25 protein-coding genes are annotated in these 23,864 nt (G+C 66.1%); 15 read left to right on the plus strand and 10 right to left on the minus strand.

Annotated features, from left to right (window positions below):
* Positions 1 to 18: 18 nt before the first annotated feature.
* Both PVZ72_RS01125 and oadA read left to right on the plus strand, forming a co-directional pair.
* Positions 19 to 1,434, plus strand: a complete 1,416-nt coding sequence (locus PVZ72_RS01125) for an acetyl-CoA carboxylase biotin carboxylase subunit (protein ID WP_158890719.1) — start codon at positions 19 to 21, stop codon at positions 1,432 to 1,434.
* Between the two features lie 13 nt (positions 1,435 to 1,447).
* Positions 1,448 to 3,253 carry a sodium-extruding oxaloacetate decarboxylase subunit alpha gene (oadA, locus tag PVZ72_RS01130; RefSeq protein WP_273860990.1) on the plus strand — a complete coding sequence of 602 codons (1,806 nt, stop codon included), beginning with the start codon at positions 1,448 to 1,450 and terminating at the stop codon, positions 3,251 to 3,253.
* Positions 3,254 to 3,310: 57 nt separating this feature from the next.
* Here oadA and PVZ72_RS01135 read toward each other — a convergent pair whose 3' ends face one another.
* On the minus strand, positions 3,311 to 4,177 hold the full coding sequence (locus tag PVZ72_RS01135) for an SDR family NAD(P)-dependent oxidoreductase (protein WP_273860991.1): 867 nt from the start codon (positions 4,175 to 4,177) through the stop codon (positions 3,311 to 3,313).
* 12 nt (positions 4,178 to 4,189) lie between these two features.
* A complete protein-coding gene (locus PVZ72_RS01140; RefSeq protein ID WP_273860992.1) occupies positions 4,190 to 5,578 on the minus strand; it encodes a flavin-containing monooxygenase in 1,389 nt (462 codons plus the stop codon).
* Between the two features lie 171 nt (positions 5,579 to 5,749).
* On the opposite strand from PVZ72_RS01140, the gene PVZ72_RS01145 reads away from it, so the two are divergent.
* The 7 genes from PVZ72_RS01145 to PVZ72_RS01175 all read left to right on the plus strand — a co-directional run bounded on the left by PVZ72_RS01145 (position 5,750) and on the right by PVZ72_RS01175 (position 11,123).
* Positions 5,750 to 6,844 (plus strand): AraC family transcriptional regulator, encoded by a 1,095-nt coding sequence (locus tag PVZ72_RS01145; protein WP_273860993.1) that lies wholly within the window; start codon positions 5,750 to 5,752, stop codon positions 6,842 to 6,844.
* 100 nt (positions 6,845 to 6,944) lie between these two features.
* Positions 6,945 to 7,076: a hypothetical protein gene (locus PVZ72_RS01150; protein WP_256664437.1), complete on the plus strand. Its 132-nt coding sequence runs from the start codon at positions 6,945 to 6,947 to the stop codon at positions 7,074 to 7,076.
* A gap of 195 nt (positions 7,077 to 7,271) precedes the next feature.
* Entirely contained in the window at positions 7,272 to 8,165 is an 894-nt protein-coding gene (locus PVZ72_RS01155) for a metal ABC transporter substrate-binding protein (RefSeq protein WP_273860994.1), read from the plus strand.
* Positions 8,162 to 8,923 (plus strand): metal ABC transporter ATP-binding protein, encoded by a 762-nt coding sequence (locus PVZ72_RS01160; protein ID WP_273860995.1) that lies wholly within the window; start codon positions 8,162 to 8,164, stop codon positions 8,921 to 8,923. Before PVZ72_RS01155 ends, PVZ72_RS01160 begins: the two co-directional genes overlap by 4 nt.
* The gene (locus PVZ72_RS01165) at positions 8,923 to 9,777 is read left to right on the plus strand and encodes a metal ABC transporter permease (protein WP_273860996.1); all 855 of its coding nucleotides are present in this window, start codon (positions 8,923 to 8,925) and stop codon (positions 9,775 to 9,777) included. The genes PVZ72_RS01160 and PVZ72_RS01165 overlap by 1 nt, the downstream gene beginning before the upstream one ends.
* The gene (locus tag PVZ72_RS01170) at positions 9,777 to 10,622 is read left to right on the plus strand and encodes a metal ABC transporter permease (RefSeq protein ID WP_187980736.1); all 846 of its coding nucleotides are present in this window, start codon (positions 9,777 to 9,779) and stop codon (positions 10,620 to 10,622) included. Before PVZ72_RS01165 ends, PVZ72_RS01170 begins: the two co-directional genes overlap by 1 nt.
* A gap of 66 nt (positions 10,623 to 10,688) precedes the next feature.
* Entirely contained in the window at positions 10,689 to 11,123 is a 435-nt protein-coding gene (locus PVZ72_RS01175; RefSeq protein WP_007160094.1) for a CBS domain-containing protein, read from the plus strand.
* A gap of 4 nt (positions 11,124 to 11,127) precedes the next feature.
* Here PVZ72_RS01175 and PVZ72_RS01180 read toward each other — a convergent pair whose 3' ends face one another.
* From PVZ72_RS01180 to PVZ72_RS01190, 3 genes are read right to left on the minus strand one after another with little or no spacing between them, the layout of a single operon-like run.
* On the minus strand, positions 11,128 to 11,799 hold the full coding sequence (locus tag PVZ72_RS01180) for a GNAT family N-acetyltransferase (protein ID WP_273860997.1): 672 nt from the start codon (positions 11,797 to 11,799) through the stop codon (positions 11,128 to 11,130).
* Entirely contained in the window at positions 11,796 to 12,245 is a 450-nt protein-coding gene (locus PVZ72_RS01185; RefSeq protein ID WP_187980734.1) for a GNAT family N-acetyltransferase, read from the minus strand. The genes PVZ72_RS01180 and PVZ72_RS01185 overlap by 4 nt, the downstream gene beginning before the upstream one ends.
* 14 nt (positions 12,246 to 12,259) lie before the next feature.
* Positions 12,260 to 12,892: an FMN-binding negative transcriptional regulator gene (locus PVZ72_RS01190; RefSeq protein ID WP_273860998.1), complete on the minus strand. Its 633-nt coding sequence runs from the start codon at positions 12,890 to 12,892 to the stop codon at positions 12,260 to 12,262.
* A 90-nt stretch (positions 12,893 to 12,982) separates the two neighbouring features.
* On the opposite strand from PVZ72_RS01190, the gene pdxR reads away from it, so the two are divergent.
* The 4 genes from pdxR (at position 12,983) to PVZ72_RS01210 (ending at position 18,629) form a co-directional block, all read left to right on the plus strand.
* Positions 12,983 to 14,401, plus strand: a complete 1,419-nt coding sequence (gene pdxR, locus PVZ72_RS01195) for a MocR-like pyridoxine biosynthesis transcription factor PdxR (protein WP_273860999.1) — start codon at positions 12,983 to 12,985, stop codon at positions 14,399 to 14,401.
* 231 nt (positions 14,402 to 14,632) lie between these two features.
* Positions 14,633 to 16,102, plus strand: a complete 1,470-nt coding sequence (locus PVZ72_RS01200) for an OmpA family protein (protein ID WP_273861000.1) — start codon at positions 14,633 to 14,635, stop codon at positions 16,100 to 16,102.
* A gap of 15 nt (positions 16,103 to 16,117) precedes the next feature.
* Positions 16,118 to 17,794 carry a hypothetical protein gene (locus PVZ72_RS01205; RefSeq protein WP_273861001.1) on the plus strand — a complete coding sequence of 559 codons (1,677 nt, stop codon included), beginning with the start codon at positions 16,118 to 16,120 and terminating at the stop codon, positions 17,792 to 17,794.
* 1 nt (position 17,795) lies between these two features.
* Positions 17,796 to 18,629 carry a hypothetical protein gene (locus PVZ72_RS01210; RefSeq protein ID WP_273861002.1) on the plus strand — a complete coding sequence of 278 codons (834 nt, stop codon included), beginning with the start codon at positions 17,796 to 17,798 and terminating at the stop codon, positions 18,627 to 18,629.
* 115 nt (positions 18,630 to 18,744) lie between these two features.
* Here the strand turns inward: PVZ72_RS01210 and PVZ72_RS01215 are convergent, their stop codons facing one another.
* From PVZ72_RS01215 to PVZ72_RS01230, 4 genes are all read right to left on the minus strand, one after another.
* A complete protein-coding gene (locus PVZ72_RS01215; protein ID WP_273861003.1) occupies positions 18,745 to 19,062 on the minus strand; it encodes a hypothetical protein in 318 nt (105 codons plus the stop codon).
* A gap of 61 nt (positions 19,063 to 19,123) precedes the next feature.
* A complete protein-coding gene (locus tag PVZ72_RS01220) occupies positions 19,124 to 19,303 on the minus strand; it encodes a DUF6434 domain-containing protein (protein ID WP_273861004.1) in 180 nt (59 codons plus the stop codon).
* Positions 19,304 to 19,369: 66 nt separating this feature from the next.
* Positions 19,370 to 20,176, minus strand: a complete 807-nt coding sequence (locus PVZ72_RS01225; protein ID WP_017639191.1) for an amino acid ABC transporter permease — start codon at positions 20,174 to 20,176, stop codon at positions 19,370 to 19,372.
* Positions 20,173 to 20,994 carry a transporter substrate-binding domain-containing protein gene (locus tag PVZ72_RS01230; RefSeq protein ID WP_133860181.1) on the minus strand — a complete coding sequence of 274 codons (822 nt, stop codon included), beginning with the start codon at positions 20,992 to 20,994 and terminating at the stop codon, positions 20,173 to 20,175. Before PVZ72_RS01230 ends, PVZ72_RS01225 begins: the two co-directional genes overlap by 4 nt.
* 100 nt (positions 20,995 to 21,094) lie before the next feature.
* On the opposite strand from PVZ72_RS01230, the gene PVZ72_RS01235 reads away from it, so the two are divergent.
* Positions 21,095 to 21,997, plus strand: a complete 903-nt coding sequence (locus tag PVZ72_RS01235; protein ID WP_273861005.1) for a homocysteine S-methyltransferase family protein — start codon at positions 21,095 to 21,097, stop codon at positions 21,995 to 21,997.
* 76 nt (positions 21,998 to 22,073) lie between these two features.
* Here the strand turns inward: PVZ72_RS01235 and PVZ72_RS01240 are convergent, their stop codons facing one another.
* Positions 22,074 to 22,826: an SDR family NAD(P)-dependent oxidoreductase gene (locus PVZ72_RS01240; protein ID WP_273861006.1), complete on the minus strand. Its 753-nt coding sequence runs from the start codon at positions 22,824 to 22,826 to the stop codon at positions 22,074 to 22,076.
* A 100-nt stretch (positions 22,827 to 22,926) separates the two neighbouring features.
* Here PVZ72_RS01240 and PVZ72_RS01245 point away from each other — a divergent pair, with 100 nt between their 5' ends.
* Positions 22,927 to 23,856 carry a LysR family transcriptional regulator gene (locus PVZ72_RS01245; RefSeq protein WP_273861007.1) on the plus strand — a complete coding sequence of 310 codons (930 nt, stop codon included), beginning with the start codon at positions 22,927 to 22,929 and terminating at the stop codon, positions 23,854 to 23,856.
* Positions 23,857 to 23,864 lie beyond the last annotated feature (8 nt).

Here is a 23,864-nt window from a genome sequence, read left to right on the forward strand (position 1 = left end):
GCAGACAAGGAGCCAGGTGTGATCAAGAAGATACTTATCGCCAATCGGGGCGAGATCGCCGTGCGCATCGTGCGTGCCTGTGCCGAGATGGGCATTCGCTCGGTGGCGGTCTACTCCGACGCCGATCGCCAAGCGCTCCACGTGAAACGTGCCGACGAAGCCCATGGGATCGGCAGCGATCCGCTGGAGGGTTATCTCAATCCGCGCAAGCTGGTGAACCTTGCCGTGGAAACCGGCTGCGATGCCTTGCATCCCGGTTACGGCTTCCTTTCCGAGAATGCCGAACTGGCGGAAATCTGCGCCCAGCGCGGCATTCGCTTCATCGGACCGTCCGCCGAGGTCATCCGCCGCATGGGCGACAAGACCGAGGCGCGGCGCAGCATGATCGCCGCCGGCGTGCCCTGCACCCCTGGCACCGAGGGCAACGTGGCGGACATCGCCGAGGCCCTGCGCGAAGGCGATCGTATCGGTTACCCGGTGATGCTCAAGGCTACCTCCGGCGGCGGCGGTCGCGGTATCCGCCGCTGCAACTCCCGCGAGGAACTGGAGCAGGCCTATCCGCGGGTGATCTCCGAGGCGACCAAGGCCTTTGGCTCGGCCGAGGTGTTTCTCGAGAAGTGCATCGTCAATCCCAAGCACATCGAGGCGCAGATCCTCGCCGATAGCCACGGCAATACCGTGCACCTGTTCGAGCGTGACTGCTCCATCCAGCGGCGCAACCAGAAGCTGATCGAGATCGCGCCCAGCCCTCAGCTGACCCCCGAGCAGCGCGCCTATATCGGCGACCTGGCGGTACGCGCGGCCAAGGCGGTGGGTTACGAGAACGCCGGTACCGTGGAATTCCTGCTCGCCGAGGGCGAGGTGTATTTCATGGAGATGAACACCCGGGTGCAGGTGGAGCACACCATCACCGAGGAAATCACCGGCATCGACATCGTTCGCGAGCAGATCCGCATCGCCTCGGGGCTGCCGCTGTCCTTCGCCCAGGAAGACGTCCTGCACCGCGGTTTCGCCCTGCAGTTCCGCATCAATGCCGAGGACCCGAAGAACAACTTCCTGCCGAGCTTCGGCAAGATCACCCGCTACTACGCGCCGGGGGGACCGGGGGTGCGCACCGACACGGCCATCTACACCGGCTACGTGATCCCGCCGTACTACGACTCCATGTGCCTCAAGCTGATCGTCTGGGCGCTGACCTGGGAAGAGGCCATGGATCGCGGCCTGCGCGCGCTGGACGACATGCGCGTGCAGGGGGTGAAGACCACCGCGCCCTATTACCAGGCCATCCTGCGCGATCCGGAATTTCGCAGCGGGCGCTTCAACACCAGCTTCGTGGAAAGCCATCCGGAGCTGACCCAGTACTCGATCAAGCGCAACCCGACGCACCTGGCCATCGCCATCGCCGCCGCCATCGCCGCCCACGCCGGTCTGTAAGGACGACAGAACAATGAAAAGCATCCAGATCACCGACACCATCCTGCGCGACGCCCACCAATCGCTGCTGGCGACCCGCATGCGCACCGAAGACATGCTGCCGATCTGCGCCAAGCTCGACCAGGTCGGCTACTGGTCGCTGGAAGTCTGGGGCGGCGCCACCTTCGACGCCTGCGTGCGCTTCCTCAAGGAAGATCCCTGGGAGCGCCTGCGCCAGTTGCGCCAGGCCCTGCCCAACACCCGGCTCCAGATGCTGCTGCGCGGCCAGAACCTGCTCGGCTACCGGCACTACAGCGATGACGTGGTCGAGGCCTTCGTCGAGCGCGCCGCGGCCAATGGCACCGACGTCTTCCGCATCTTCGATGCCATGAACGATGTGCGTAACCTGGAAACCGCCATCCGCGCGGTCAAGGCCAGCGGCAAGCATGCCCAGGGCACCCTCTGCTACACCACCAGCCCGGTGCACACGGTGGCGGCCTTCGTCGAGCAGGCGCGGCGCATGGCCGACCTGGGCGTGGACTCCATCGCCATCAAGGACATGGCCGGTCTGCTGACGCCCTATGCCACCGGCGAACTGGTCAAGGCGCTCAAGGCGGCCCTGAGCCTGGACGTGGTGGTGCACTCCCACGACACCGCCGGGGTGGCCGCCATGTGCCAGCTCAAGGCGGTGGAAAACGGCGCCGATCGCATCGACACGGCGATCTCCAGCCTGGCCTGGGGCACCAGCCACCCGGGGACCGAGTCCATGGTCGCGGCCCTGCGCGACACGCCCTACGACACCGGCCTGAACCTGGAACTGCTGCAGGAGATCGGCCTGTACTTCCATGCGGTGCGCAAGAAGTACCACCAGTTCGAGAGTGAATTCACCGGGGTCGACACCCGGGTACAGGTCAACCAGGTACCGGGCGGCATGATCTCCAACCTGGCCAACCAGTTGCGCGAGCAGGGCGCCCTCAATCGCATGAACGAGGTGCTGGAAGAGATCCCGCGGGTACGCAAGGACCTGGGCTACCCGCCCCTGGTGACCCCGACCTCGCAGATCGTCGGCACCCAGGCCTTCTTCAACGTGCTGGCCGGCGAGCGCTACAAGACCATCACCAACGAGGTGAAGCTCTATCTGCAGGGCCGCTACGGCAAGGCACCGGGCGCCATCTGCGAGCAGCTGCGCAAGCAGGCCATTGGCCAGGAAGAGGTGATCGAGGTGCGTCCGGCCGATCTGCTCAGCCCCGAGCTGGCGCGACTGCGTGCCGAGATCGGCGACCTGGCCAAGAGCGAAGAGGACGTGATGACCTTCGCCATGTTCCCCGACATCGGGCGCAAGTTCCTCGAGGAGCGCGCCGCCGGGACCCTGGTGCCGGAAGCCCTGCTGCCCATGCCGTCGGCCGATGGCGTGGCCGCGGTGGGTGGCCAGGGCGTGCCGACCGCGTTCAGCGTCGACGTGCATGGCGAGACCTATCAGGTGGACATCACCGGTATCGGCCTCAAGAGCGAGGGCAAGCGGCACTTCTACCTGTCCATCGACGGGGTGCCGGAAGAGGTGGTGTTCGAAGCCAGCGGTGAGTTCGTCGCCGAGGGCGGCCAACGACGCCGTCAGGCGGAGCGTCCGGGCGACGTCAGCACCACCATGCCGGGCAACATCGTCGAGGTGCTGGTCAAGGAGGGTGATCAGGTCAAGGCCGGGCAGGGCGTGCTGGTCACCGAAGCCATGAAGATGGAAACCGAGATCCAGTCCCCCATCGCCGGCACCGTCACCGCGGTACGGGTGGCCAAGGGCGACCGGGTCAATCCGGGCGAGGTGTTGATCGAAATCGAAGGCTGAGATCACTTCGATTTCCCTTGGGGCCCTCGGGCCCCTTTTTTTGTTTCCGCCGGCGGGCTAGTCGGGCCGGTCGTCCGGGCGCAGGCGCCAGGCGCCCTCGTGGCGCTCGGCCAGGCCGCGCTGCTCCAGGTCGCTGAGATAGCGGCGCAGACCGCGTTCGCCGCGACGCTGAAAGAACGGCAAGACGCGCGGCAGCAGGTCGGGGACCAGCATCGCCAGCCGGCTCAGCCAGAGTTCGCCGGCGCGCGGGGCGCTTTCCAGCCGCGGTCGATCCAGCACCCGGACCAGCAGCCGCGCCACCGTCTCGGGCGACTGGGGCGGATCCATGAATTGCAGGGCATTGCCGCCGGCGATGGCTTCGTGGCGCAGCATCGGGGTGTCGGTGGCCGACGGCAGGACACAGCAGACGCGGATGCCCTGGGGCGCGAGATCCTGGGCCAGGGCGAGCATGGCGCCGCGCAGGCCGAACTTGCTGGCGCAATAGACGGGGCTCTCCGGGGTGGGAAAGATGCCCGCCAGGGACACGGTGGTGACCAGCCGGGCATTGGTCGAGCGCCTGAGCAGGGGGATGGCCAGGCGCGCGAGCAGCAGGGGCGCCAGCAGGTTGATGTCGAGCTCCTGGCGAATGCTGGCCGGACTGCGTTCGGTCAGGGGGCCGACGCGAACGATGGCGGCGTTGTTGACCAGGGCGTCGAGGCGACCGCAGCGCTGCTGGACAAAGTCGATCAGGGCGGCGAGCTGGTCTTCGTCGCAGAGATCGGCGGCGTAGGTCAGGGTGGCTTCGCCCAGTTCGGCGCGCAGGGCGGCCAGGCCCCTGGCGTCGCGGTCCACCAGGACCAACTGGACGGGCCGGCGGCTGAGTTGCCGCGCCAGGCATTGACCAATGCCGCCAGCGGCACCGGTGATCAGGATGACGTCGCTCATGGGCAGGCTCGCTCAGGACGGGGTGGCCAGGCTGGCCGGAAGCGGCTCGGGCGCCTGGCGCAGGGGATCGAAATAGCCCGGGGTCAGGTCGCTCCAGCCCAGCCGGCGGCGCAGCTGGCGCAGGTAGGTCTGCAGGGCGTGCACCTCCAGGTAGACGGCGTGGCGCGGCGAGTCGACGAAGCGGATGCCGCCGGAGAGGTCTGGATCGTCCTGCTGGATCAGCGCCTGGAACTCGCGCGCCTGGTGCGGCCGTTGCAGCTGGTCGGCCAGGTGGCAGGCGATCAGGTGGGCTTCCTGATCGAACAGCTTGTAGGCACTGGAATTGGTTTCCAGGTAGCCGATGCCGAACAGGTTGCGGTGCTCGCGACTGAAGATGGACAGGTAGAGCTGCGGCCGGCCGTGCTGCCAGGTGAAGTAGTCGGCGGCGTAGCGGCAACTCCAGCGATAGCCGGTGGCATAGAGCACCAGGTCGAGACTCTCCCGGCTGCCATCGCGAAACACCACCTGGTCGCCCTCGAAGTGGGCGATGTCCGGACGCGCCTGGATGTTGCCGTGCTGCAGATGGTGCAACAGCTGGCTGTTGAGCAGCAGATGGCTCTCGAACAGGCGATGGTCCGGCCTGGGCAGTCCGAAGCGGGTCAGGTCGCCCTGCAGCAGGCGCAGCAGCCCTTGGAACAATGGGCGCTCCAGCCACAGCGGCAGGCGCGGACCGCGTTCGCCGAAGACGTCCGCCGGCACGCCAAAGAGGTGCTTGGGGATGAAGTGATAGCCGCGCCTCAGGCTGATGAAGGCGCGCTCGGCGTTGGCCGCGGCGTCACAGGCGATGTCGGCCCCGGAGTTGCCGGCGCCGACGATCAGTACCCGCTTGCCCTGGAACTCCGACGCACGCCGGTAGCTGACCGCATGGCGGATCTCGCCGCTGAAGTGCCCCGGGATCTCCGGCAGGTTGGGGTCCCAGTTGCAGCCGGTGGCGCAGATCAGCGCCCGATAGCGGCGGCGTTCACCGCTGTCGAGGGTGACGATCCAGCGGCCGTCCGCATCCTGGTCGACCCGTACGACGGCGGTGTTGAAGCGGGCCTGGGCGTAGAGCCCGAAGGTGCGGGCGAAGGCGCGCAGGTAGTCGAGGATCTGGCGATTGCCCGGATAGTCGGGAAAGGTGGCGGGCATCGGATAGTCGAGAAAGCCCGAGAGGTCCCGCGACGAGATGAAGTGGGCGGATTCGTACATGGGGGTGCCGGGATTATCCAGGTCCCAGACGCCGCCGAAGTCGCTGTGGCGCTCGAACTGCTCGTAGTCCAGGCCGCGGCGCTTGAGGGCACGGGCCATGCACAGGCCGCCGGGGCCGCCGCCGACGATGCAGATGCGCTCGCCGCAATCCTGGTAGGGAAGGTTGTCGTTCATGCGGGTCTCCACGGATGGGTGTCGAGGCAACCTTAGCGGCGGGTCGAGGGGACTCGGCAGGGTGGCGGTGGCCAGCGAGGGGGGCCGAAACGGACAGCCGTTACCAGGGGATGTCCGCCTGGTCGCCACTGGGTTAACGTCCAGGCAGGTTCTCGTCCGTGGAGCGTCGTCATGCCAGACCCCGTCGATCCGCGCTTTTCCCGTGCCTCGGCGCCGCCGCAGGTGTCGCGGCTGCTGCTGCGGGTGGCGGCCGAACGCCAGGGCGATGTCGAGCGACTTTGCCGCGGCCTGGGGTTCACGGCGGCCGATGTGCAGCGACCAGGCTTTCGACTGTCGCACCGGCAGGGCTATCTGCTGGTCAGGCGCTGCCTGGCGCAGCTGGGCGACGAGGGCCTGGGCCTGGCCGTGGGCGCCCGGCAGACCAGCGTCTCGCTCGGCCTGGTCGGGCTCGGCATGCAGGCTTGCGCCACGCTGGGTGCGGCCCTGGAGCTGGGGTTGCACTATCAGCAGCAGGCCGGTGCCATGCTCGACTATGCCTTGGAGCAAGAGCGCTCGGCGGTGCGACTGGTGCTGACACCACGCTTCCACGAGCCGGCGGTGACCGCCTTCTACATGGAGGAGGGGCTGGCCAGCGTGCTGAGCGTCGCCCGGCATCTGGCCGGGACCCGACTGCCGCCGCGGGCGCTGAGCCTGGACTATCCCACTCCACCGCATGGCGAGCGCTATCCGGCTTTGTTCGAGTGCCCGGTGCGCTTTGCCGCACCAACGACCGCCATTGAATTCGACTCCGCCTGGCTGGGCCTGCCCCTCGCCACCCGCGACGATGCGGTGGCCGCCGAGGTGATCGAATTGCTGGGCGCAGCTGCCGGCCACGATCCGCTACGAACGGATCTGGTCGAGGGCTTGCAGCGCGAGATCCGCAAGCGGCTGGATGCGCCGCCGACCCTGGCGCAACTGGCCGCGCCGCTCAATCTCAGCGAGCGTACGCTAAGGCGTCGACTCGAGGCAGCGGGTACCCGCTACCAGGCCCTGGTTGACGAAGCGCGTCGCGAGCGGGCCCTGACGCTGCTCGGTCGGGCTGACCTGACCCTGGCCGAGGTGGCCTTTCAGACCGGCTTCGGCGATCTGCGCAACTTCCGTCGGGCCTTCCGGCGCTGGACCGGCCTGGCGCCGCAGGAAGCCCGGCGCCGCCTGAATGCGCGTGTGGCAGAAGGCGACCAGGCGTCGCCTGTGGCCCGCCCGAGCGCGCTAGCGCCTGCTGTTTAGGGAGCCTCTATTTATCTGATTGAGAAAAAGCACTAACACCTCTCGATAGGGTCTGCTATTTAATATAGCCAAGGCTATAACGATCCCGGGAGGATTCGCGATGCTGAAAGATCTCAAGAAACGCGCCCTGCGTGGTCTGCTGGACAAGCTGCTCGACGGGCACGCCGAACGTCGCCCACTGGAGACCCAGCCCGAGCGCTCTCGCGGCATGACGGTCCACGCCGCGCACTGATCCCTGCCGATCAGGTAGGGGCCACTCGCCTCTACCGCCCTCATAGGCGCCTTCGCTATGTGCTGAGCGAGGTGCCTTGTCCTGTTCGTCTCTGTCCTGGACCCTTCTCATCCCAGGTTACAAAGTCTCCCTGCACCTCTGATAGGTTGTGCTATCTAATTTAGCCAAGGCTATAACCACCGAGAGGCGGGCCGGATGCTGGAGAAGACGAGACGCTGGACCCTGGCGGGTCTGCTGGGAGTGCTGCTGGGCAACGCCGCCCAGGCCGCGGAGCCGTTCAAGGTAGTCACCACCTTCACGGTGATCGCCGACATGGCGCGCAATGTGGCGGGTGATGCCGCACGGGTGGAATCCATCACCAAGCCCGGCGCCGAGATCCACAACTACCAGCCCACCCCGGGCGATCTGCTCAAGACACGCGATGCCCAGCTGGTGCTGTGGAACGGCCTGAATCTGGAGCTCTGGTTCGAGCGCTTCTTCAGCCGCATGAAGGACGTGCCCAGCGCGGTGGTCTCGCGGGGCGTCGAGCCCATCGCCATCGCCCAGGGCCCCTATGCCGGCAAGCCCAATCCCCATGCCTGGATGTCGCCCCGGGCAGCGCTGATCTACGTCGACAACATCCGCGATGCCCTGGTGGCGCATGACCCGGGCCAGGCCGACACCTACCGGCGCAACGCCGAGGCCTACAAGACGCGCATCACCGCCACCCTCGAACCCCTGCGCCAGCAGCTGCAGGCGATTCCCGAACAGCGACGCTGGCTGGTGTCCAGTGAGGGCGCCTTCAGCTACCTGGCGCGCGACCTGGGGCTCAGGGAGCTCTATCTCTGGCCGATCAACGCCGATGCCCAGGGCACGCCGCAGCAGGTCCGCCGGGTGATCGAGACGGTACGCGCCGAGCGGATTCCGGCGGTGTTCAGCGAAAGCACGGTTTCCGCCGCCCCGGCCGAGCAGGTGGCACGGGAGAGCGGCGCCCGCTACGGTGGGGTGCTCTATGTGGATTCCCTGAGCGCCGCCGAGGGACCGGTGCCCACCTATCTCGACCTGCTGCGGGTCACCACCGAAACCCTGGTCAAGGGGCTGGCGCCATGATCGCCCTCGACGGGGTCGGCGTGACCTATCGCAATGGCCACACCGCCCTGCGCGACGCCAGTCTGGTGGTACCCGGCGGCTCCATCACCGCCCTGGTGGGCGTCAATGGCAGCGGCAAGTCGACGCTGTTCAAGGCGATCATGGGTTTCGTGCCCCTGCGCACTGGCCAGGTACGGGTCGATGACCTGCCGGTGGCCCAGGCGCTCAAGCGAAACCTCGTCGCCTACGTCCCCCAGAGCGAAGACGTGGACTGGGACTTTCCGGTGCGGGTGGAAGACGTGGTGCTCATGGGTCGCTATGGCCGCATGAATTTCCTGCGCCTGGCCCGCGCCGCCGATCATCAGGCGGTGGATGCCGCCCTGGCGCGGGTGGGGCTGACCGAGTTGCGCAAGCGGCAGATCGGCGAACTCTCCGGCGGCCAGAAGAAGCGGGTCTTCCTCGCGCGCGCCCTGGCCCAGGACAGCCGGGTGATCCTGCTGGACGAACCCTTCACGGGGGTGGACGCCACCTCCGAGCGCGCCATCATCGAATTGCTCCAGGCCCTGCGCGCCGAGGGTCGCTCGATGCTGGTGTCGACCCATGACCTGGCCAGCATCGAGCGCTTCTGCGATCGCACCGTATTGCTCGATCGCACCGTGCTGGCCCAGGGACCGACGGCCGAGGTCTTTACCCGGGAGAATCTGGAACGCACCTTTGGCGGCGCGCTGCGCCTGTTCGAGGCGGGCCAGGCGGCGCCGCGGCGCCGGGAGCGTGCCTGATGGACGGGCTGCTGGAACCCCTGGCCTACGGCTACATGAGAAACGCCCTGGGCGCGGCGGCGCTGGTGGGCGGGCTGTGTGCCTTCCTTTCCGCCTACCTGATGCTCAAGGGCTGGTCGCTGATCGGCGATGCCCTGTCCCATGCCGTGGTGCCCGGCGTGGCCGGCGCCTATCTGCTCGGCCTGCCGCTGGCCCTCGGCGCCTTTCTCGCCGGTGGCGCGGCGGCCGGGGCCATGCTCGGCCTGCGGCAATACACCCGGCTCAAGGAAGACGTCATCATCGGGCTGATCTTCAGCGCCTTCTTTGGCGGCGGGTTGTTCCTGGTCTCGCTGGCGCCGGTCGCGGTGGACATCCAGACCATCGTCTTCGGCAACATCCTGGCCATCACCCCCGAGGCCAGTCGCCAGCTGCTGATCATCGCCACCCTCTCCCTGCTGGTTTTGCTGCTCAAGTGGCGCGATCTGCTGCTGGTGTTCTTCGACGAGGGCCAGGCGCGTGCCTGCGGCCTCAATCCCACGGCATACCGACTGCTGTTCTTCACCCTGCTGGCACTGAGCACCGTGGCGGCGATGCAGACGGTGGGCGCCTTCCTGGTCATCGCCCTGGTGGTGACGCCGGGGGCGACGGCCTATCTGCTCAGCGACCGCTTCTCCCGGGTGGTGCTGATCAGCGTCGCCATCGGCGTCGGCAGCGGGCTGCTGGGCACCTATTTAAGCTACTTCCTCGACGGCGCCACCGGTGGCTGCGTGGTGGTCTTGCAGACCCTGATCTTCCTGCTGGCCTTCGTCCTGGCGCCGCGTCACGGCCTGCTGGCCAACCGCCGGCGGGCGCGGCAGACGGCGGAGGCGGGCTGATGGACTGGCTGTGGCTGACCCTGGAAGTCGACTTCATGCGCCAGGCACTGCTGATGGCCGTGCTGGTAGCGGTGCCCGCGGCACTGCTGTCCTGCTTTCTGGTGCTCAAGGGCTGGGCGTTGCTGGGCGATGCCATTGCCCACGCGGTGTTTCCCGGCCTGGTGCTGGCGTCGGCGCTGGGCGCGCCGCTGGTGGCGGGCGCCTTTGTCGCGGGACTGGGTTGCGCCCTGGCCACCGGCTATCTCAAGCGCCACAGCCGGGTAAAGCAGGACACCCTCATGGGCGTGGTCTTCTCCGGCATGTTCGGCCTGGGCCTGGTGCTGCACGCCCGGCTGCCCACCGAGCTGCACCTGGACCACATCCTGCTCGGCGATCTGCTGGGAGTGACCCCGGAGGCCTTCTGGCAGATGGCGGTGATCGCCGCCCTGGTGGTGCTGGGGCTGGCCTGTCGCTGGCGCGACCTGCTGGTGCTGGCCTTCGATGCGGCCCAGGCACGGGCCCTGGGCCTGCGGGTAGGGCTGCTGCACTACGGCCTGCTCGGCCTGATCGCCCTGACCGTGGTCGGCGCCCTGCAGGCGGTGGGCATGGTGCCAGTGGTGGCGCTGTTGATCGCCCCCGGCGCCACCGCCTTCCTGCTGACCCGCTCCTTTGGCTGGATGCTGCTGGTGGCCACGGCGCTGGCCGTGACGGCGGCCCTGGGCGGGGTGCTGCTGAGCCTGGTCTGGGACAGCGCGCCGGCGCCCACCCTGGTGGTGTTGCTGACGGCCGGTTTCCTGTTGGCCCTGGCATGGCGCCTGTGGCGGGATCGACGTCGTTCGGGCGACAAGGGCGTTCAGGTGGCCTGATGTAATCGGCTGACCGGCCCTGCCAGGCGTTTCCGGTCACGCTCGCCTCACCTCAGGAGAACCACAATGAAAACCGTCGCCCAGTTGCTCGCCCTGAAGACCCAGCAGGACGTCTACACCATCGCCCCCGACGCCTGGGTGCTCGACGCCCTGCGGCTGATGGCGGAAAAGAACGTCGGGGCGCTGCCGGTGATGCGCGACGGCGAGCTGGTGGGCATCGTCAGCGAGCGCGACTATGCGCGCAAGGTGGCCCTGCAGGGACGTTCCTCCTATGCGACCCCGGTCAGCGAGATCATGACCGAGGCGGTCATCATCGTGCTGCCGCAGCAGACCGTGGGCGACTGCATGCAGATGATGACCGACCACCACCTGCGCCACCTGCCGGTGATGGGCAACGGCAAGCTGATCGGGCTGCTGTCCATCGGCGATCTGGTCAAGGCTACCACCGTCCAGCAGGCGGAGCTGATTCGCCATCTGGAGGGTTATATCCGCGGCGAGTGACGGGTCAGCCGGTCCGTCCGGCGCTTACAGCAAGGGCGCTGAGCTGGCGCCCTTCGGCGTCGAAATTCTCCGCCGCCAGCCAGTGCCGGAAGCCGGCGTCCACCGTTGGCCATTCGTGATCCAGCAGGCTGAACCAGGCGGTATCGCGGTTGCGGCCCTTGACCACCCGGTGCTGCCGGAACAGCCCCTCATGGCGCATGCCCAGCCGTTCGGCCGCGCGTTTCGAGCGGGCATTGGCATCGTCGCACTTCCACTCCAGGCGCCGATAGCCGAGGGCGAAGGCTTCCTGCATCAGCAGATAGAAGGCTTCGGTGGCCAGGGGCGTTCGCTGCAGGCGCCCGCCAAAGGCGACATGGCCGATCTCGATGCTGCCGTGTTCGGGGACGATGCTCATCAGGCTGAGTTGTCCCAGGGCGCGGCCATGGTGGGGATCCACCACAACGTAGAACAAGGGATCGCGCCCCTGGGCCAGGCCCGCCAGCCAGCTGTCGAAGACCGCCCGCTCGGTGAAGGGGCCATAGGGCAGATAGTCCCACAGGGCCGGGTCCTGGTCGTGCAGGGCCTCCCAGAGATCGTCGCCGTGGCGCTGAGGGTTCAGGGGTTCCAGGCGTACATGGCGACCCTGCAGCAAGCGGGGCTGGGGCGGAAGGGCCGGGGTCCAGTCGAGAGGGGTCATGGTCTGTCTCCCAGCAGGTGGCGGTACTGGATGAAACCGGAGCGGGTGGCGATGCGATCATAGAGCTGACGCCCCGGGTAGTTGGTCTCCTGGGTCAGCCAGTGCACCCGGTCGCAGCCGTCCGCTGCGGCGCGGGCATAGACGTGCTCGATCAGGGCGCGGCCCAGGCCGCCGCCGCGGTAATCCTCGGCGACATAGAGATCCTGCAGGTAGCAGTAGTCGGTTTCGGTCCAGCAGGACGGGTGATAGATGAAGTGCACCAGGCCCAGGGGGCGCTCGCCGTCCCAGGCCAGGGCGCCGTGCAGGGGCTGGGCGGGGTCAAGCAGCCGTTGCCAGGTGCGGGCATAGGTGGTTTCCGGCAGCCGGGTCTCGTAGAAGGCCAGGTAGGCCTGCCACAACGCGTGCCAGACGGCGTGATCGGCTTCGCTCAGGGGGCGGATGGTCATGGGTGGCTCCAGGGTCAGGCGAGAGAGGGGATCAGGACGGCCAGCGCCTGGTCGCCGGGTACCAGGCTGGCGGCCAGTCCCTGGCGGACGCCTTCGCGATCGGCGGCGTTGCGATTCTGGCTGAGCTTGGCGATGCCCTGGAGACTGTCCAGCGGCAGGCGCAGGCCGCGGATGGCGCGCAGCATGCCCTGGACATAATCCGCGGGCGCATCCGCGACCTGCCAGGGGCGGACACGCCCGGCTTCGTGCTGGTCGGTGAGGCGTTCCAGCAGCTGTAGCAGTCGCTCGGGGTCATCGAACACCTCGACGCTGCCGCGGGCGTGCACGGCCTGGTAGTTCCAGGTCGGCACCACCCGGCCATGTTCGGCCTTGCCGGGATAGAAGGCCGGGCTGACGTAGGCCTGGGGGCCCTGAAACACCGCCAGCACCTGACCTGCCTCGACCAGCGCCTGGGCCTGGGGATTGCTGCGCGCCAGATGGCCGTAGAGGGTGCCACAGGGACCCTCGTCGGGCGCCAGCCAGAGCGGCAGATGGCTGACCAGCGGACCGGCGTCGGTCTGGCTGATGAGCAGCGCCAGGGCGTGATCGCGCAGGTGCTGGTGCAGCCTGGGCAGGTCGTCGAGACAGAAGGCGGGATTGGGATACATGGGCAGGAACTCCAGCGACGTCCAGCCATGCTAAGGTCGACTTTGGCTCCCTGTAAGAGCCAATTTCCATGACTTTCAGGGTGCCAATCCATGCTGGGATTCGAGCCGTCGGGGCTGTTGCTGGAGCCGGGTCAGGGCCTGGCGCGCCAGCTCTACCAGGGCCTGCGCGAGCGCATCCTGGCCGGTGAGCTGGCCGCCGGGGTACGGCTGCCGGCCAGTCGTGAACTGGCGCGGTTGCTGGGGATCTCGCGCAATACCGTGACCGCCGCCTACGAGCAGCTCCTGGCCGAGGGTTTTCTCGACAGTCGCCTGGGTGACGGTACCTATGTCGCGCCCGTCACCCGGGCGCTGGCCGCTCCCGAAGCAACGGCCAGGACGACACCCGTGCCCCCGGCCAGTGTGCCGCCCGGCGCACCGTGCGCCTTTCGGGTCGGCCTGCCGGCGGTGGATCTGTTTCCCTTCGCCACCTGGGCGCGGCTGCAACAGCGTTTCTGGCGCCAGCCGGAGCCGGCGCTGCTGGGCTATCGCGAACCCGGCGGCGAACCGCGGCTGCGCCGCCTGCTCTGTGCCTACCTGCGCCAGGCGCGGGGCCTGGTCTGCGCACCCGAGCAGATCCTCATCACCAGCGGGGCCCAGCAGGCCATCGAACTCTGCGCCCGGTTGCTGCTGGCGCCCGGAGCCCGGGCGGCCATGGAGGATCCCGGCTATCGCGCCGCGGGTCTGGCCTTGCAGAGTGGCGGGGCGCGGTTGCAGGGCGTTGCGGTGGATGGGGCCGGGCTGATGGTGGAGCAGCTGGCAGGACTGCCTGACTGCCAGCTGGTCTATGTCACCCCGTCGCACCAGTATCCCACCGGCGCGGTACTGTCCCTGCCGCGCCGCCTGGCGCTGCTGGACTGGGCGCGGCAGGCCGACGGCTGGATCGTCGAGGACGACTACGACGGCGAGTACCGCTACCAGGGCGCGCCGCTGGCGCCCCTGGCCGCCTTGGATCGCCACGGTCGGGTGCTCTATGTCGGCACCTTTTCCAAGATCGCCTTTCCCGGCCTGCGCCTGGGCTATCTGGTGGCCCCGCCCGCGCTGCTGCCGGCGCTGCTGGAGCTGCAACGGGCCGGCATCCGCCATCTCGACAGCGCCACCCAGACGGTCATGGCCGATTTCATCGAACAGGGCCACTTCCAGCGCCACATCCGCCGCATGCGACGGGCCGCGCGCAATCGCCGCGATGCCCTGCTGGCCGGCTGGCCAGCGGTTGCCGGCTGCGCCCCGCCGGGCGTCCCGGTGGCCGGCCTGCATCTGTGCCTGCCGGTCACCCACCTGGCCCGCGAAGCCGAGCTGGTGACCCGGGCGGCCGCGGTCGGGGTGGAACTCAATGCGCTGTCGCGCTACTGGCTGGCCGAGGGCCCGACCCCGCCCGACGCCCGCGCCGGACTGGTGCTGGGCTTCGCGGCGGTGCCGGAGACGCGGATCGTCGAGGCGCTGGCCAGGCTGCGGGAAGCCTGGATGGAGTAGTTATGCCGGCAATAACATTAGTTATGATATTGCCGTGAGATTATTAGACTGACCCAAGTTTGGCTGTCATTGCAATTGAGCCTACTTCTGCTTCACTTGCCATCCCTGATATCGGGATATAATCCAGGCTTCTATCCTGCTAGATAGAGCACCCGCCGTTTTCATGGATGAAACATCATAGGTCGTTTCATCCTGGTTATCCGTTATCTCCAGTAACCAGGAGTCACTTACGTGAGTCAGGCTTCTTTGCTTCCTTCCCGGCCAGTACGCCTCGCTGCGCTGGCCGTAGCCATTTCCTTGGGCGTTACCGGCTGCGCCACCGTCGATAATTTTTCCAGCGGCCAAAGTCGCACCGTCAACTGCCTGGCCGGCGGTTTTCTCGGTGCCGCTACCGGGGTCGCCGCTGCTGCATTGGCCAAGGGCGATGGGGCAACGCTGATCGCCGGGGCGGTGGTCGGCGCCTCGGTTGGCTGTGGCGCCGCCCTGGCCTACAAGAATCGTCTTGAGCGACTCAAGCAGATCGCCGAGCAGGAGAAGATCCCGCTTCAGGTGGAAACGTTGCAGACCGCCGCTGCTACGCCTTCGGCCGCGCCCCAAGAGGCGGGTCTGGTGGCCCAGATCGCCGATGAAGGCATGTTCCCGATAGGGAGCGCCCAGCTCAACGACGAAGGTCGCCGCAAGATCGGCAAGTTGGCCAGTGCCTATGTGGGCAAGGAAGCCACGCCCATTCTTATCGTTGGCCATACCGACGCTACCGGCACACCGGCCATCAATCAGGCATTGTCGGAGCAGCGGGCGCGCGCGGTGGCGAGCATTCTGGTCGAGCAGGGCATTTCGCGAGATCGCATGTACTTCCAGGGCGCCGGTGCCTCACGCCCCATCGCCGACAACAGCGATCCGCTCGAGCGCGGCAAGAATCGTCGCGTCGAGATCGTCGAGTTGAACGACAAGGCGATGCTGGTCAAGCGCATCAACGCGGAAAAGAACAATGCCAAGTATCTGGCCCATGGCACCGCCACGGAAGCTGTAGCCAAACCCGAGGGTAAAAAACCGGTTGTTGCCACGACGTCTTCGAAAGCGACCAGGACGGCTGATACCGAGGCGCCTCGGCAGGCAAAACAGAGCCTGGCAAAAATCGACTTCGGCGGTCAGCCGGTTGATAGCGGTGCCTGGAAGCTCGGTCAGGCCCTGCGTCCGAAAAGCGGTGGATTCGCGCTGATCTCCAGTGCCTACGCCCAGGTACCCATGAGCAGCTGTCAGCAGGACGCCCCGCGCATCAGCGGCGAAGTCAAAAGCTTCGCCACAGGCGCTGCGCTGTCTGACCACGCCACGCGCGAATACCTGCCAGGCATGAACGGGCGTGCCTGGGCGGGTCTGGTCAATGGCCATCTGGTAACCCTGTCGCCGGTTGCCGTGCTGCGTGATAACGCAGCGCTGGTGAAGGATCCGAAAGTCTTCGTCACCCAGAATTATGAAAAAAACAAAGGCGGACCCAGCGATGCCTACACGGCCATCGCCAATACCTATGAAGGTGAAGACGCCATTCTCTACCGGGTCTTCCTGGAAAAACCCGAGCAGGCACCGGTAAGTTGTATTGATGTAGTGATTAAAAAGACCGGCGACAAAAGTATCGACGGCGACCTGTTCTACGACAATGGCACCAAACCTTACATAGCGACTTATGCGCCTGTGCGCGGCTGATTCCGGGGACGAAACATGGAACTTTTCGAGACATTGACGACAGCGCTGGCGGCTTATCGCTACGCGATCTGGCCACTGATCAGTCTGCTGGTCCTGGTCGTGGTAATCATCCGCTGGTGGGAAGAGGTCAAGTACTTCTTCCTCAATCTAGGCGTCAGCTTTCCGGTCGTGGGCTTCATTGCCAAAGCCTCCAAACGCGATCTCATGCAGGATCGCGAAGAGGGCGGGACAGCCTGGTACAAGGCTGAACGCGAACTGTGCGCGAAATATCACCGCTATTACGAGCGTGTGAACAAGGACGCAGCCTTTTACGACAAGTGCGCCAACTACCTGAACAAGGTGGAAGAGCGCGGCCGTAAACCGACGGGATTGCCCCTGTGGATCGGCAGCATCTTTCTGGTGATCCTCGAGGCGTTCATCTTCGCCCTGGTACTGGCGCCTTTCATTGCCAACAACATCTCCGCCAATCAGGCGGAATTCTCGGCCATCGTCATCTCCCTGCTGATCGGTACCATTCTGGTTCCCGCTACCCACCTCATGGGCGCCGAGATTCACCGCAACGGCCTTATCCGCAAAGCCCGCGAATGGCATCGTCAGGCCAGGCGCAACAACAATGCCAAGGATCTTCAGGCGGATGCCGGCGTCGATCTGGACCGTACCGGCCTCGATGATAGAGAGCCCAAGTACCTGCATATCATCAACCGGGTAAAGCATAACGCCACGGTCTCCCCAACCTGGTGGACCACGGTCATTGCCACCGCGCTTATTCTGACGCTGGCCATCGGTGCCTATTTCATCCGGGCGTCCACCATCAACGAATTGGAAACCCAGCAGGTAAACGGTTCACCCTATGCGTCGGCCAGCAATTCGGCGCTTACCCCAGACGCCTCGCCTTTCCAGTTGCCCAGCGAAGCCACTGCCGATGGTCAGGCGGCTGACCAGCGTGCGGCCAGTGAGGTCGCTGGCGATCGGATCTTCGCCTACAAACTCACCTTCTTCATCCTGTCGGTCATTTTCATCGGCGTGCAGATCATCGGCATCCTGATCGGCGTCTTCCGTTCGTTCGCCGGCACCCAATCACGGGAAGCAGCGGGCTATATCTCCGGCTTCAGCAGTGCCAGCGAATTCGCGGCCTATCAGCAGAGTCAGCGTGATCGAGTCGCCCGAGATGCCGAGGCCAAGCTCAGCAGTCTGCAAGAGCGGATCGAGCACCGGCATTCTCTAGGCGGTAGTGCTGACCGTGGGCCGCGCCGGAGCTTTGCGCTCTATGCCAACGAGAAAGAGCGGCAGAACAGCGAAAGTCAGCGCCAGAAAAAAGCGCATGACGCCGCCAGCGAGCTGGAAGAGATGCGTGAGGCACTCGATACCGCCAAGAAAAAGCAGGCGTTGCAGCGTGAACTGGCTGCGCTCAACAACGCGGCGGCCAGTGCTGAAACCTTAACGCCTGAGCGCTCGTCGAGTGCGACCGTTGAAGCACCAGCACCAGCACCAGCACCAGCACCGGTACCAGCACCGGTACCCGCAGCTGCGTTGGATCAGAACGCCTTGATCGCCAACCTGGGTGACCTCACCGTCTATTCCCCCGAAGAACTGACCGCCATCGGCGAAGAGCTGGGTATCGACAGCGCCGCGCTGCTGAGCAAGCAGAAAGTGCAGATGGCGATAAAGCGCGCCAAGAAAGAGGGTGCCTGAGATGCGTCTGACCGTAACCCTGGCAATCGCTGGCCTGTTGTTGGCGCCTGCGGCAATGGCGGCTGAACGTAACGACCTGCCGAGCTGTTACCGCTATGCGCAATTGGCCAGCGAACAGCCAGCCGCGTCGGGGCGAGCGTTGACGGTGGTCATCGATGAAACGGTCAATATGCCCCAGGCGCTGAAAAGCAGTGCCTGGGAGCACACCCTGAGATACCTGCAGCCAGGCGACAGCATCAAGCTCTATCAATTTTCGGCTTTGTTGCAGAACAACTACATGAAGTTGCAGTTCGCCGGCATCCTGGAAAAGCCGTTGGTTGGCAAGGTGCGTAACCATATTGGCAACGCCAGTCTCAAGAAGCTCGATACCTGTCTGCAACAGCAGGCTGGCTTCTTTCAAAAGGCGTTCGGCAAGCAATTCGTCGACAGTTTCGGCAAGCCGAACGAGGAGATTTCGCGCAGTGAAATCTTCGCCAGCCTCAAGAAAATTGGTGAAGACCTAGGCCAGGAGCCCAGCGAGGATCAGGTCATCCTGCTGGTATCCGACATGCTGGAAAACAGCGACTTCGGCAGCTTCTATCAAGCCAACCGCATTCGTGGAATCGACCCCGCAGCCGAGCTGGCCAAGGTAGAGAAGAAGGCGCTGTTCGCCGAACTGCACGGTGCCCGGGTTTATGTCATGGGTGCGGGGCTGATCGGCGACGATGCCAAGGGCGCCTATCGTTCAGGCAAGGTACTGCAGAGTCTCGAACGTTTCTGGCAGGGCTATTTCGAGCGTTCCAATGCCAGGCTCGTCAGCTTCGGTACGCCGGAGCTGACGACCGATCTCAAGTAAGCCGCTGGATCCTGCTGCCTCAGCGGCGATTTCAAAGGATCAATCCTCCTTTACCAGGTGCGATCCTTTGAAGAGCCGCTTTTCCCACGCTGACGTCATCAAACACGATCGGCATTCATCCCGGTTGGCGCCCAGTCAATCGGCTTGCACCAGAATCCGATCTCTCTGTCTGCCGAAGAGCGGCTTTTGCCTGGGGGCCATAGGTGGCTATGGCGTCCTCGATCTGCCTTCGATCGTCGAAATCCAGATCGTTACGAAGTCTGCGGTATTCGCGACGCCTGACCTTCAATTGATCGATACAGGCCTGATCCCGCTCTGGTTTTGCCTCTTCTGCCTGGATCAACCGCGAACAGTTGGCCATCAGCGCTTCCAGACCAAAGCGCGCCGTTTCAAAGCGGGCCAGCTTTTGGATAGTAGTGTCCGTATCAGTCATGTGACCTCCGGTTCTGCTTACCAATGGCAAGGATCAGCGATTGATTAGAGGCGAAAAGATTCTATCGAGCGCGCTGCCGACGTTGCCGTTCATCCATCACATCGCCCAAGGTCTTGGGTATTTCACTGCGGATCCACGCCTTGAGGTCGCGATCGAAGCGGCGAACGTTCTGCGTGTGCCTATAGTGCCGATCGATGACGGTGGCGCGAGTCAGCTCGGCACCATGCCAATCCACTTTCATTCCGGCTACTTCGGTAGTGGGGAGTGATCGGGCGTCGGTCGTTTACCTCGGCCCGGCCTAGCCTCGCTAACGCCCCCGATACGCCTTCCCGTAGTGCCGCTCCAGGCGCGACTGCATGAATTCCATGGCCAGGGACATCAGCCAGTAGAGCACCGCCGCGGTGGTCAGCATTTCCAGATAGCGATAGCTGGAGCGGCCATAGGACTGGGCGAGGAACATCACCTCCCAGACACCCATTACCGAGACCAGGGAGGAGTCCTTGAGCATGGAGATGAACTGGCTGGTGGTGGGCGGGATGATGCTGCGCATGGCCTGGGGCAGGGTGACGCGCCAGAAGATCACCCGCGGCGACAGGCCCAGCGCCCGGGCCGCCTCGCGCTGACCGGCGGGGACGCCGAGCAGGCCGGCGCGGAAAATCTCGCTGAGGTAGGCGCCATAGTTCAGCGACAGGGCGAGGATGCCGGCGCTGATGGCGCCGGGCACCACGCCGATCTGCGGCAGGCCCAGGTAGATCAGCAGGATCTGGATCAGCAGCGGGGTGCCGCGAAAGAAGGAGGCGTAGAAGGTCGCCACGCCATAGGCCAGGGCGCTGGACGACAGCCGCCCCAGGGCCGCGGCGAAGCCCAGCAGCACCGACACCAGGATGGAGCTGAGGCTGAGGAACAGCGTCAGGGCCGCGCCCTGGAGGAAGCCGTTGGGACCCAGGCGCCAGCCCACCAGGTTGGGCAGGCGCGGCCAAACGCTGGCGAACTTGAGGTCGAAGCCGAGCACGAAGACCACGCCCCCGGCCAGCAGCGCCAGCCAGGTCAGCCAGACACGGGTACGAAAGCTCAGCAGCGGACGCGATTCGACCGGGGGCGGTAACTGACTCATTGGCTGATGTCGGCACCGATCCACTTGTCGGAGATCCGTTTCAGGGTGCCGTCCTGGCGCAGCCCCTCGATGATCTCGCGCAGCTTGGCGGCGAATTCCGCATCACCCTTCTCGATGGCCACGGCGTTGGGCTCGGCATAGAGCGGTGCGCCCGCCAGCTTGAACTTGCTGTCCTGGGCCAGGCGCGGCTGGGCGGTCACCAGGTTGGTCAGCACCGCGTCCAGGCGTTTGCCGGCGCCCAGGCCCAGGTCCTGGAAGGCGACGTTGTCGTCGGGGAAGGGCACCACCTGCACCTGGTCGAAGGGGTAGCTCAGCGGCTGGTCTTCCTGGCCTTCGATGGTCAGGTCCTTGTTCAGATAGCTTTCGTAGGAGGAGGCGCTGGTGACGCCGACCTTCTTGCCGGAGAGGTCCTTGGCACCGTGGATGCGGTCGTCACCGGCGTTGACCACGATCACCGCTGGCGAGGCGTAGTAGTTGACCGGGAAATCGAACACCTGGGCGCGCGCCTGGCTCGGCGTCATGGAGCAGATGCAGACGTCGTAGCGACCGCTCCAGCGACCGGCGGCGATCACGTCCCAGGAAGGGGTTTCCAGGCGCAGCTTGACGCCGAGCTTGTCGGCCACCGCCTTGGCCACGTCCACGTCGAAGCCTTCCAGCTGATTCTGGGCATTGAGCTGGGAGAAGGGCGGATAGCTCTCCATGAGCACATTGACCAGCTCGCCCTTGGCCTTGATGCGGTCCAGGGTGGTACCGGCCGAGGCCGAGGTGGCGACCAGCGCCAGGGTCAGGCCGAGGGCCGATAGCAGAGCGGTTCTCATGGGGGCGTCCTTTGCAAAGGGAAAGAGGGCCTGGTATTAGAGAGATATGAGAACCGATATTGAACTCTGTTTTGGTTATAAGGAAAAGTGAAATAGCTATATGGCCAACATGAATCTAGTTCTGCTCGACGGTGGCATGGGCCGCGAACTGCAGCGCCGTGGCGCGCCCTTTCGTCAGCCGGAGTGGTCGGCCCTGGCCCTGAGCGAGGCGCCGGAGCAGGTGGAGGCGGTGCATCGGGCCTATATCGAGGCCGGTGCCCAGGTGATCACCAGCAACAGCTATGCGGTGGTGCCCTTCCATATCGGCGAGGAGCGCTTCGCCGCCGAAGGCGAGGCCCTGGCCGCGCGGGCAGGTCAGCTGGCGCGGCAGGCGGTGTTGGCCAGTGGTCAGCCGGTGCGGGTGGCGGGTTCGCTGCCGCCGCTGTTCGGCTCCTATCGCCCCGATCTGTTCGAGCCGGCGCGGGTGGACGAGGTGCTGCAGCCGCTGATCCGCGGCCTGGCGCCCCATGTCGATCTCTGGCTGGCGGAAACCCAGAGTTCCCTGGCCGAGGTGCGTGCCATCGCCGCCGGGCTGCCCGGGGATGGCAAGCCGCTGTGGCTGTCCTTCACCCTGAAGGACGAAGACGTCGACGAGATCCCACGGCTGAGATCCGGCGAGCCGGTGGCCGCGGCCGCGCAGCTGGCGGTGGAGCTGGGCGCCGGAGCGCTGCTGTTCAATTGCAGCCAGCCCGAGGTGATGGCCGCGGCGCTGGATACCGCGCGGGCGACCTTTGCCGCGGCGGGAATCGAGATTCCCTTTGGCGCCTATGCCAACGCCTTCCCGCCCCAGCCGGAAGAGGCCACCGCCAATGATGGCCTCGATCCCCTGCGTCCGGACCTGGATCCGCCCGGCTACCTGAGCTTCGCCCAGGACTGGCAGGCGCGTGGCGCGAGCCTGATCGGCGGCTGCTGCGGCATCGGCCCGGAGCACATCGCCGTGCTCAACACGCGACTGCGCGGCTGACGCCCGCATTCGGTCGGCAAAAAAAGCGGACAGCGCTCAGGGCGCTGTCCGCTTTTTCCTTGCCGCCAGACGCCGTTCAGACCTGCGCCTGGCCACCATCGGCGAAGAGTTCGGCGCCGTTGACGAAGCTGGAATCGCTGGAGGCCAGGAACAGGGCAACCCTGGCGACTTCCTCCGGCTCGCCGACGCGACCCAGGGGGATCTGGCTGGCCAGGTGGTCCAGCAGACCCTGCTGCTGGGCGGCATCCGGACCGGCCAGTTCCACCAGCCCCGGGGTGCGGGTGGCACCCGGACTCAGGGTGTTGATGCGGATGCCGCGGCCCTGCAGCTCCAGGATCCAGTTGCGGGCGAAGGCGCGTACGGCGGCCTTGGACGCGCCGTAGACGCTGAAGGCCGGGGTGCCGGTACTGGCGGCGGTGGAGCCGGCCAGGATCACCGAGGCATGGTCCGCCAGCAGCGGCAGGGCCTTCTGCACGGTGAACAGCACCCCCTTCACGTTGCGATCGAAGGTGTCGTCGTAGTGGGCTTCGGTCACCTCGGCGAGGGACAGCATGCTGCCACCCCCGGCGTTGACGTAGAGCACGTCGAGGCGTCCGTGTTCGTGGCGGATGCGCGCATAGAGGGTATCGAGCTGGTCCAGGCGCGAGGAGTCCACGGCGATGCCGGTGGCGTTGCCGACCTGGGCGACCGCGGCGTCCAGTTCCGCCTGCCGCCGGCCGGTGAGGATGACATGGGCGCCCTGCTGGGCGAAGAGTTTGGCGGCGGCCAGGCCGATGCCGCTGGTGGCGCCGGTGACGAGGGCGATCTTGTCGGCGAGCTTGAGGGTCATGGCTGAATCTCCGAGTGGTTGTGATCAGGTGGAGTCAGCCTATCGACCCTGGCCTCTCTGCAAAATAGAATGATTGGCAAGTCATCGTTGCAGAAATGAAATGAGCAGATTGCCGGATTTCGAAGGCTTGGCGATGTTCGCCAAGGTCGCCGAGGAGGGCTCCTTCGCCGCCGCGGCGCGGGTGCTGGGCGTGTCGGTGGCCACTGTCTCGCGGGCGGTGACGCGCCTGGAGGAGCGCCTCGGCGGGCGGCTGTTCAATCGCACCTCGCGGCAGTTGGCGTTGACCGAATTCGGCCGCGAGCTGGCCGCCCAGGCCGGTGATCTCTATCGCCAGGCGGAGGCGACCGAAAGCACTGCCCAGGCGCGCGCCGTGCAGCCCCGCGGCCAGGTGCGGCTGGCGGTGCCCATGGCCTTCGGCCTGCGCTGGGTGGCGCCGCTGCTGCCCGAGCTGCTGCGCCGCTATCCCCAGCTGACGGTGGATCTGCACCTGTCCGATGCCACCGTGGATCTGGTGGCGGAGGGCTTCGACGCCGCCCTGCGCATCGCCGCCTTGCCCGACTCCTCGCTGGTCGCCCGGCGGCTCTGCGCGGTCAGCCAGCTGCTGGTGGCGGCGCCGGCCTACGTCGAGCGCCATGGCCATCCCCAACATCCGCAGGAGCTGACCGAACATGCCTGCCTGAGCTACGCCTACCGGGCGCGCAGCCAGGTGTGGCGCTTCAGCGGGGACGACGGTCGCGAGGCAAGCGTGCTGCCGCGTGGTCCCCTGCGCGTCACCAATTCCGAAGCCCTGCTGCCGGTGCTGCTGGAAGGCCTGGCCATCGCCGAGTTGCCGGACTTCATCGCCGCCGACTACCTGGCCGATGGCCGGCTGGTGCCGCTGCTGCCGGACTGGCAGCTGACCCGTGGCGGCCTCTATTTCGTGATCCCCTCGGCGCGCAGTCGCCCGACCAAGATCCAGGTGCTGCTCGATTTCTTCGTCGAGCATCTGAGCAGTCCCGGCTGGCAGGCGAGCCCTCCGTCCGCTTCGTGACATCCCGC

Origin of the sequence: Pseudomonas sp. LA5 (genome assembly GCF_028640825.1) — a bacterium.
Taxonomy (GTDB): domain Bacteria; phylum Pseudomonadota; class Gammaproteobacteria; order Pseudomonadales; family Pseudomonadaceae; genus Chryseomonas; species Chryseomonas aestiva.

Excerpts from the sequence above, each read along its gene's own strand:
- oadA (WP_273860990.1), top strand. The coding sequence starts at position 1,448 with ATGAAAAGCATCCAGATCACCGACACCATCCTGCGCGACGCCCACCAA.
- PVZ72_RS01135 (WP_273860991.1), bottom strand. The coding sequence starts at position 4,177 with ATGAGCGACGTCATCCTGATCACCGGTGCCGCTGGCGGCATTGGTCAA.
- PVZ72_RS01140 (WP_273860992.1), bottom strand. The coding sequence starts at position 5,578 with ATGAACGACAACCTTCCCTACCAGGATTGCGGCGAGCGCATCTGCATC.
- PVZ72_RS01145 (WP_273860993.1), top strand. The coding sequence starts at position 5,750 with ATGCCAGACCCCGTCGATCCGCGCTTTTCCCGTGCCTCGGCGCCGCCG.
- PVZ72_RS01150 (WP_256664437.1), top strand. The coding sequence starts at position 6,945 with ATGCTGAAAGATCTCAAGAAACGCGCCCTGCGTGGTCTGCTGGACAAG.
- PVZ72_RS01155 (WP_273860994.1), top strand. The coding sequence starts at position 7,272 with ATGCTGGAGAAGACGAGACGCTGGACCCTGGCGGGTCTGCTGGGAGTG.
- PVZ72_RS01160 (WP_273860995.1), top strand. The coding sequence starts at position 8,162 with ATGATCGCCCTCGACGGGGTCGGCGTGACCTATCGCAATGGCCACACC.
- PVZ72_RS01165 (WP_273860996.1), top strand. The coding sequence starts at position 8,923 with ATGGACGGGCTGCTGGAACCCCTGGCCTACGGCTACATGAGAAACGCC.
- PVZ72_RS01170 (WP_187980736.1), top strand. The coding sequence starts at position 9,777 with ATGGACTGGCTGTGGCTGACCCTGGAAGTCGACTTCATGCGCCAGGCA.
- PVZ72_RS01175 (WP_007160094.1), top strand. The coding sequence starts at position 10,689 with ATGAAAACCGTCGCCCAGTTGCTCGCCCTGAAGACCCAGCAGGACGTC.
- PVZ72_RS01180 (WP_273860997.1), bottom strand. The coding sequence starts at position 11,799 with ATGACCCCTCTCGACTGGACCCCGGCCCTTCCGCCCCAGCCCCGCTTG.
- PVZ72_RS01185 (WP_187980734.1), bottom strand. The coding sequence starts at position 12,245 with ATGACCATCCGCCCCCTGAGCGAAGCCGATCACGCCGTCTGGCACGCG.
- PVZ72_RS01190 (WP_273860998.1), bottom strand. The coding sequence starts at position 12,892 with ATGTATCCCAATCCCGCCTTCTGTCTCGACGACCTGCCCAGGCTGCAC.
- pdxR (WP_273860999.1), top strand. The coding sequence starts at position 12,983 with ATGCTGGGATTCGAGCCGTCGGGGCTGTTGCTGGAGCCGGGTCAGGGC.
- PVZ72_RS01205 (WP_273861001.1), top strand. The coding sequence starts at position 16,118 with ATGGAACTTTTCGAGACATTGACGACAGCGCTGGCGGCTTATCGCTAC.
- PVZ72_RS01210 (WP_273861002.1), top strand. The coding sequence starts at position 17,796 with ATGCGTCTGACCGTAACCCTGGCAATCGCTGGCCTGTTGTTGGCGCCT.
- PVZ72_RS01215 (WP_273861003.1), bottom strand. The coding sequence starts at position 19,062 with ATGACTGATACGGACACTACTATCCAAAAGCTGGCCCGCTTTGAAACG.
- PVZ72_RS01220 (WP_273861004.1), bottom strand. The coding sequence starts at position 19,303 with ATGAAAGTGGATTGGCATGGTGCCGAGCTGACTCGCGCCACCGTCATC.
- PVZ72_RS01225 (WP_017639191.1), bottom strand. The coding sequence starts at position 20,176 with ATGAGTCAGTTACCGCCCCCGGTCGAATCGCGTCCGCTGCTGAGCTTT.
- PVZ72_RS01230 (WP_133860181.1), bottom strand. The coding sequence starts at position 20,994 with ATGAGAACCGCTCTGCTATCGGCCCTCGGCCTGACCCTGGCGCTGGTC.
- PVZ72_RS01235 (WP_273861005.1), top strand. The coding sequence starts at position 21,095 with ATGGCCAACATGAATCTAGTTCTGCTCGACGGTGGCATGGGCCGCGAA.
- PVZ72_RS01240 (WP_273861006.1), bottom strand. The coding sequence starts at position 22,826 with ATGACCCTCAAGCTCGCCGACAAGATCGCCCTCGTCACCGGCGCCACC.
- PVZ72_RS01245 (WP_273861007.1), top strand. The coding sequence starts at position 22,927 with ATGAGCAGATTGCCGGATTTCGAAGGCTTGGCGATGTTCGCCAAGGTC.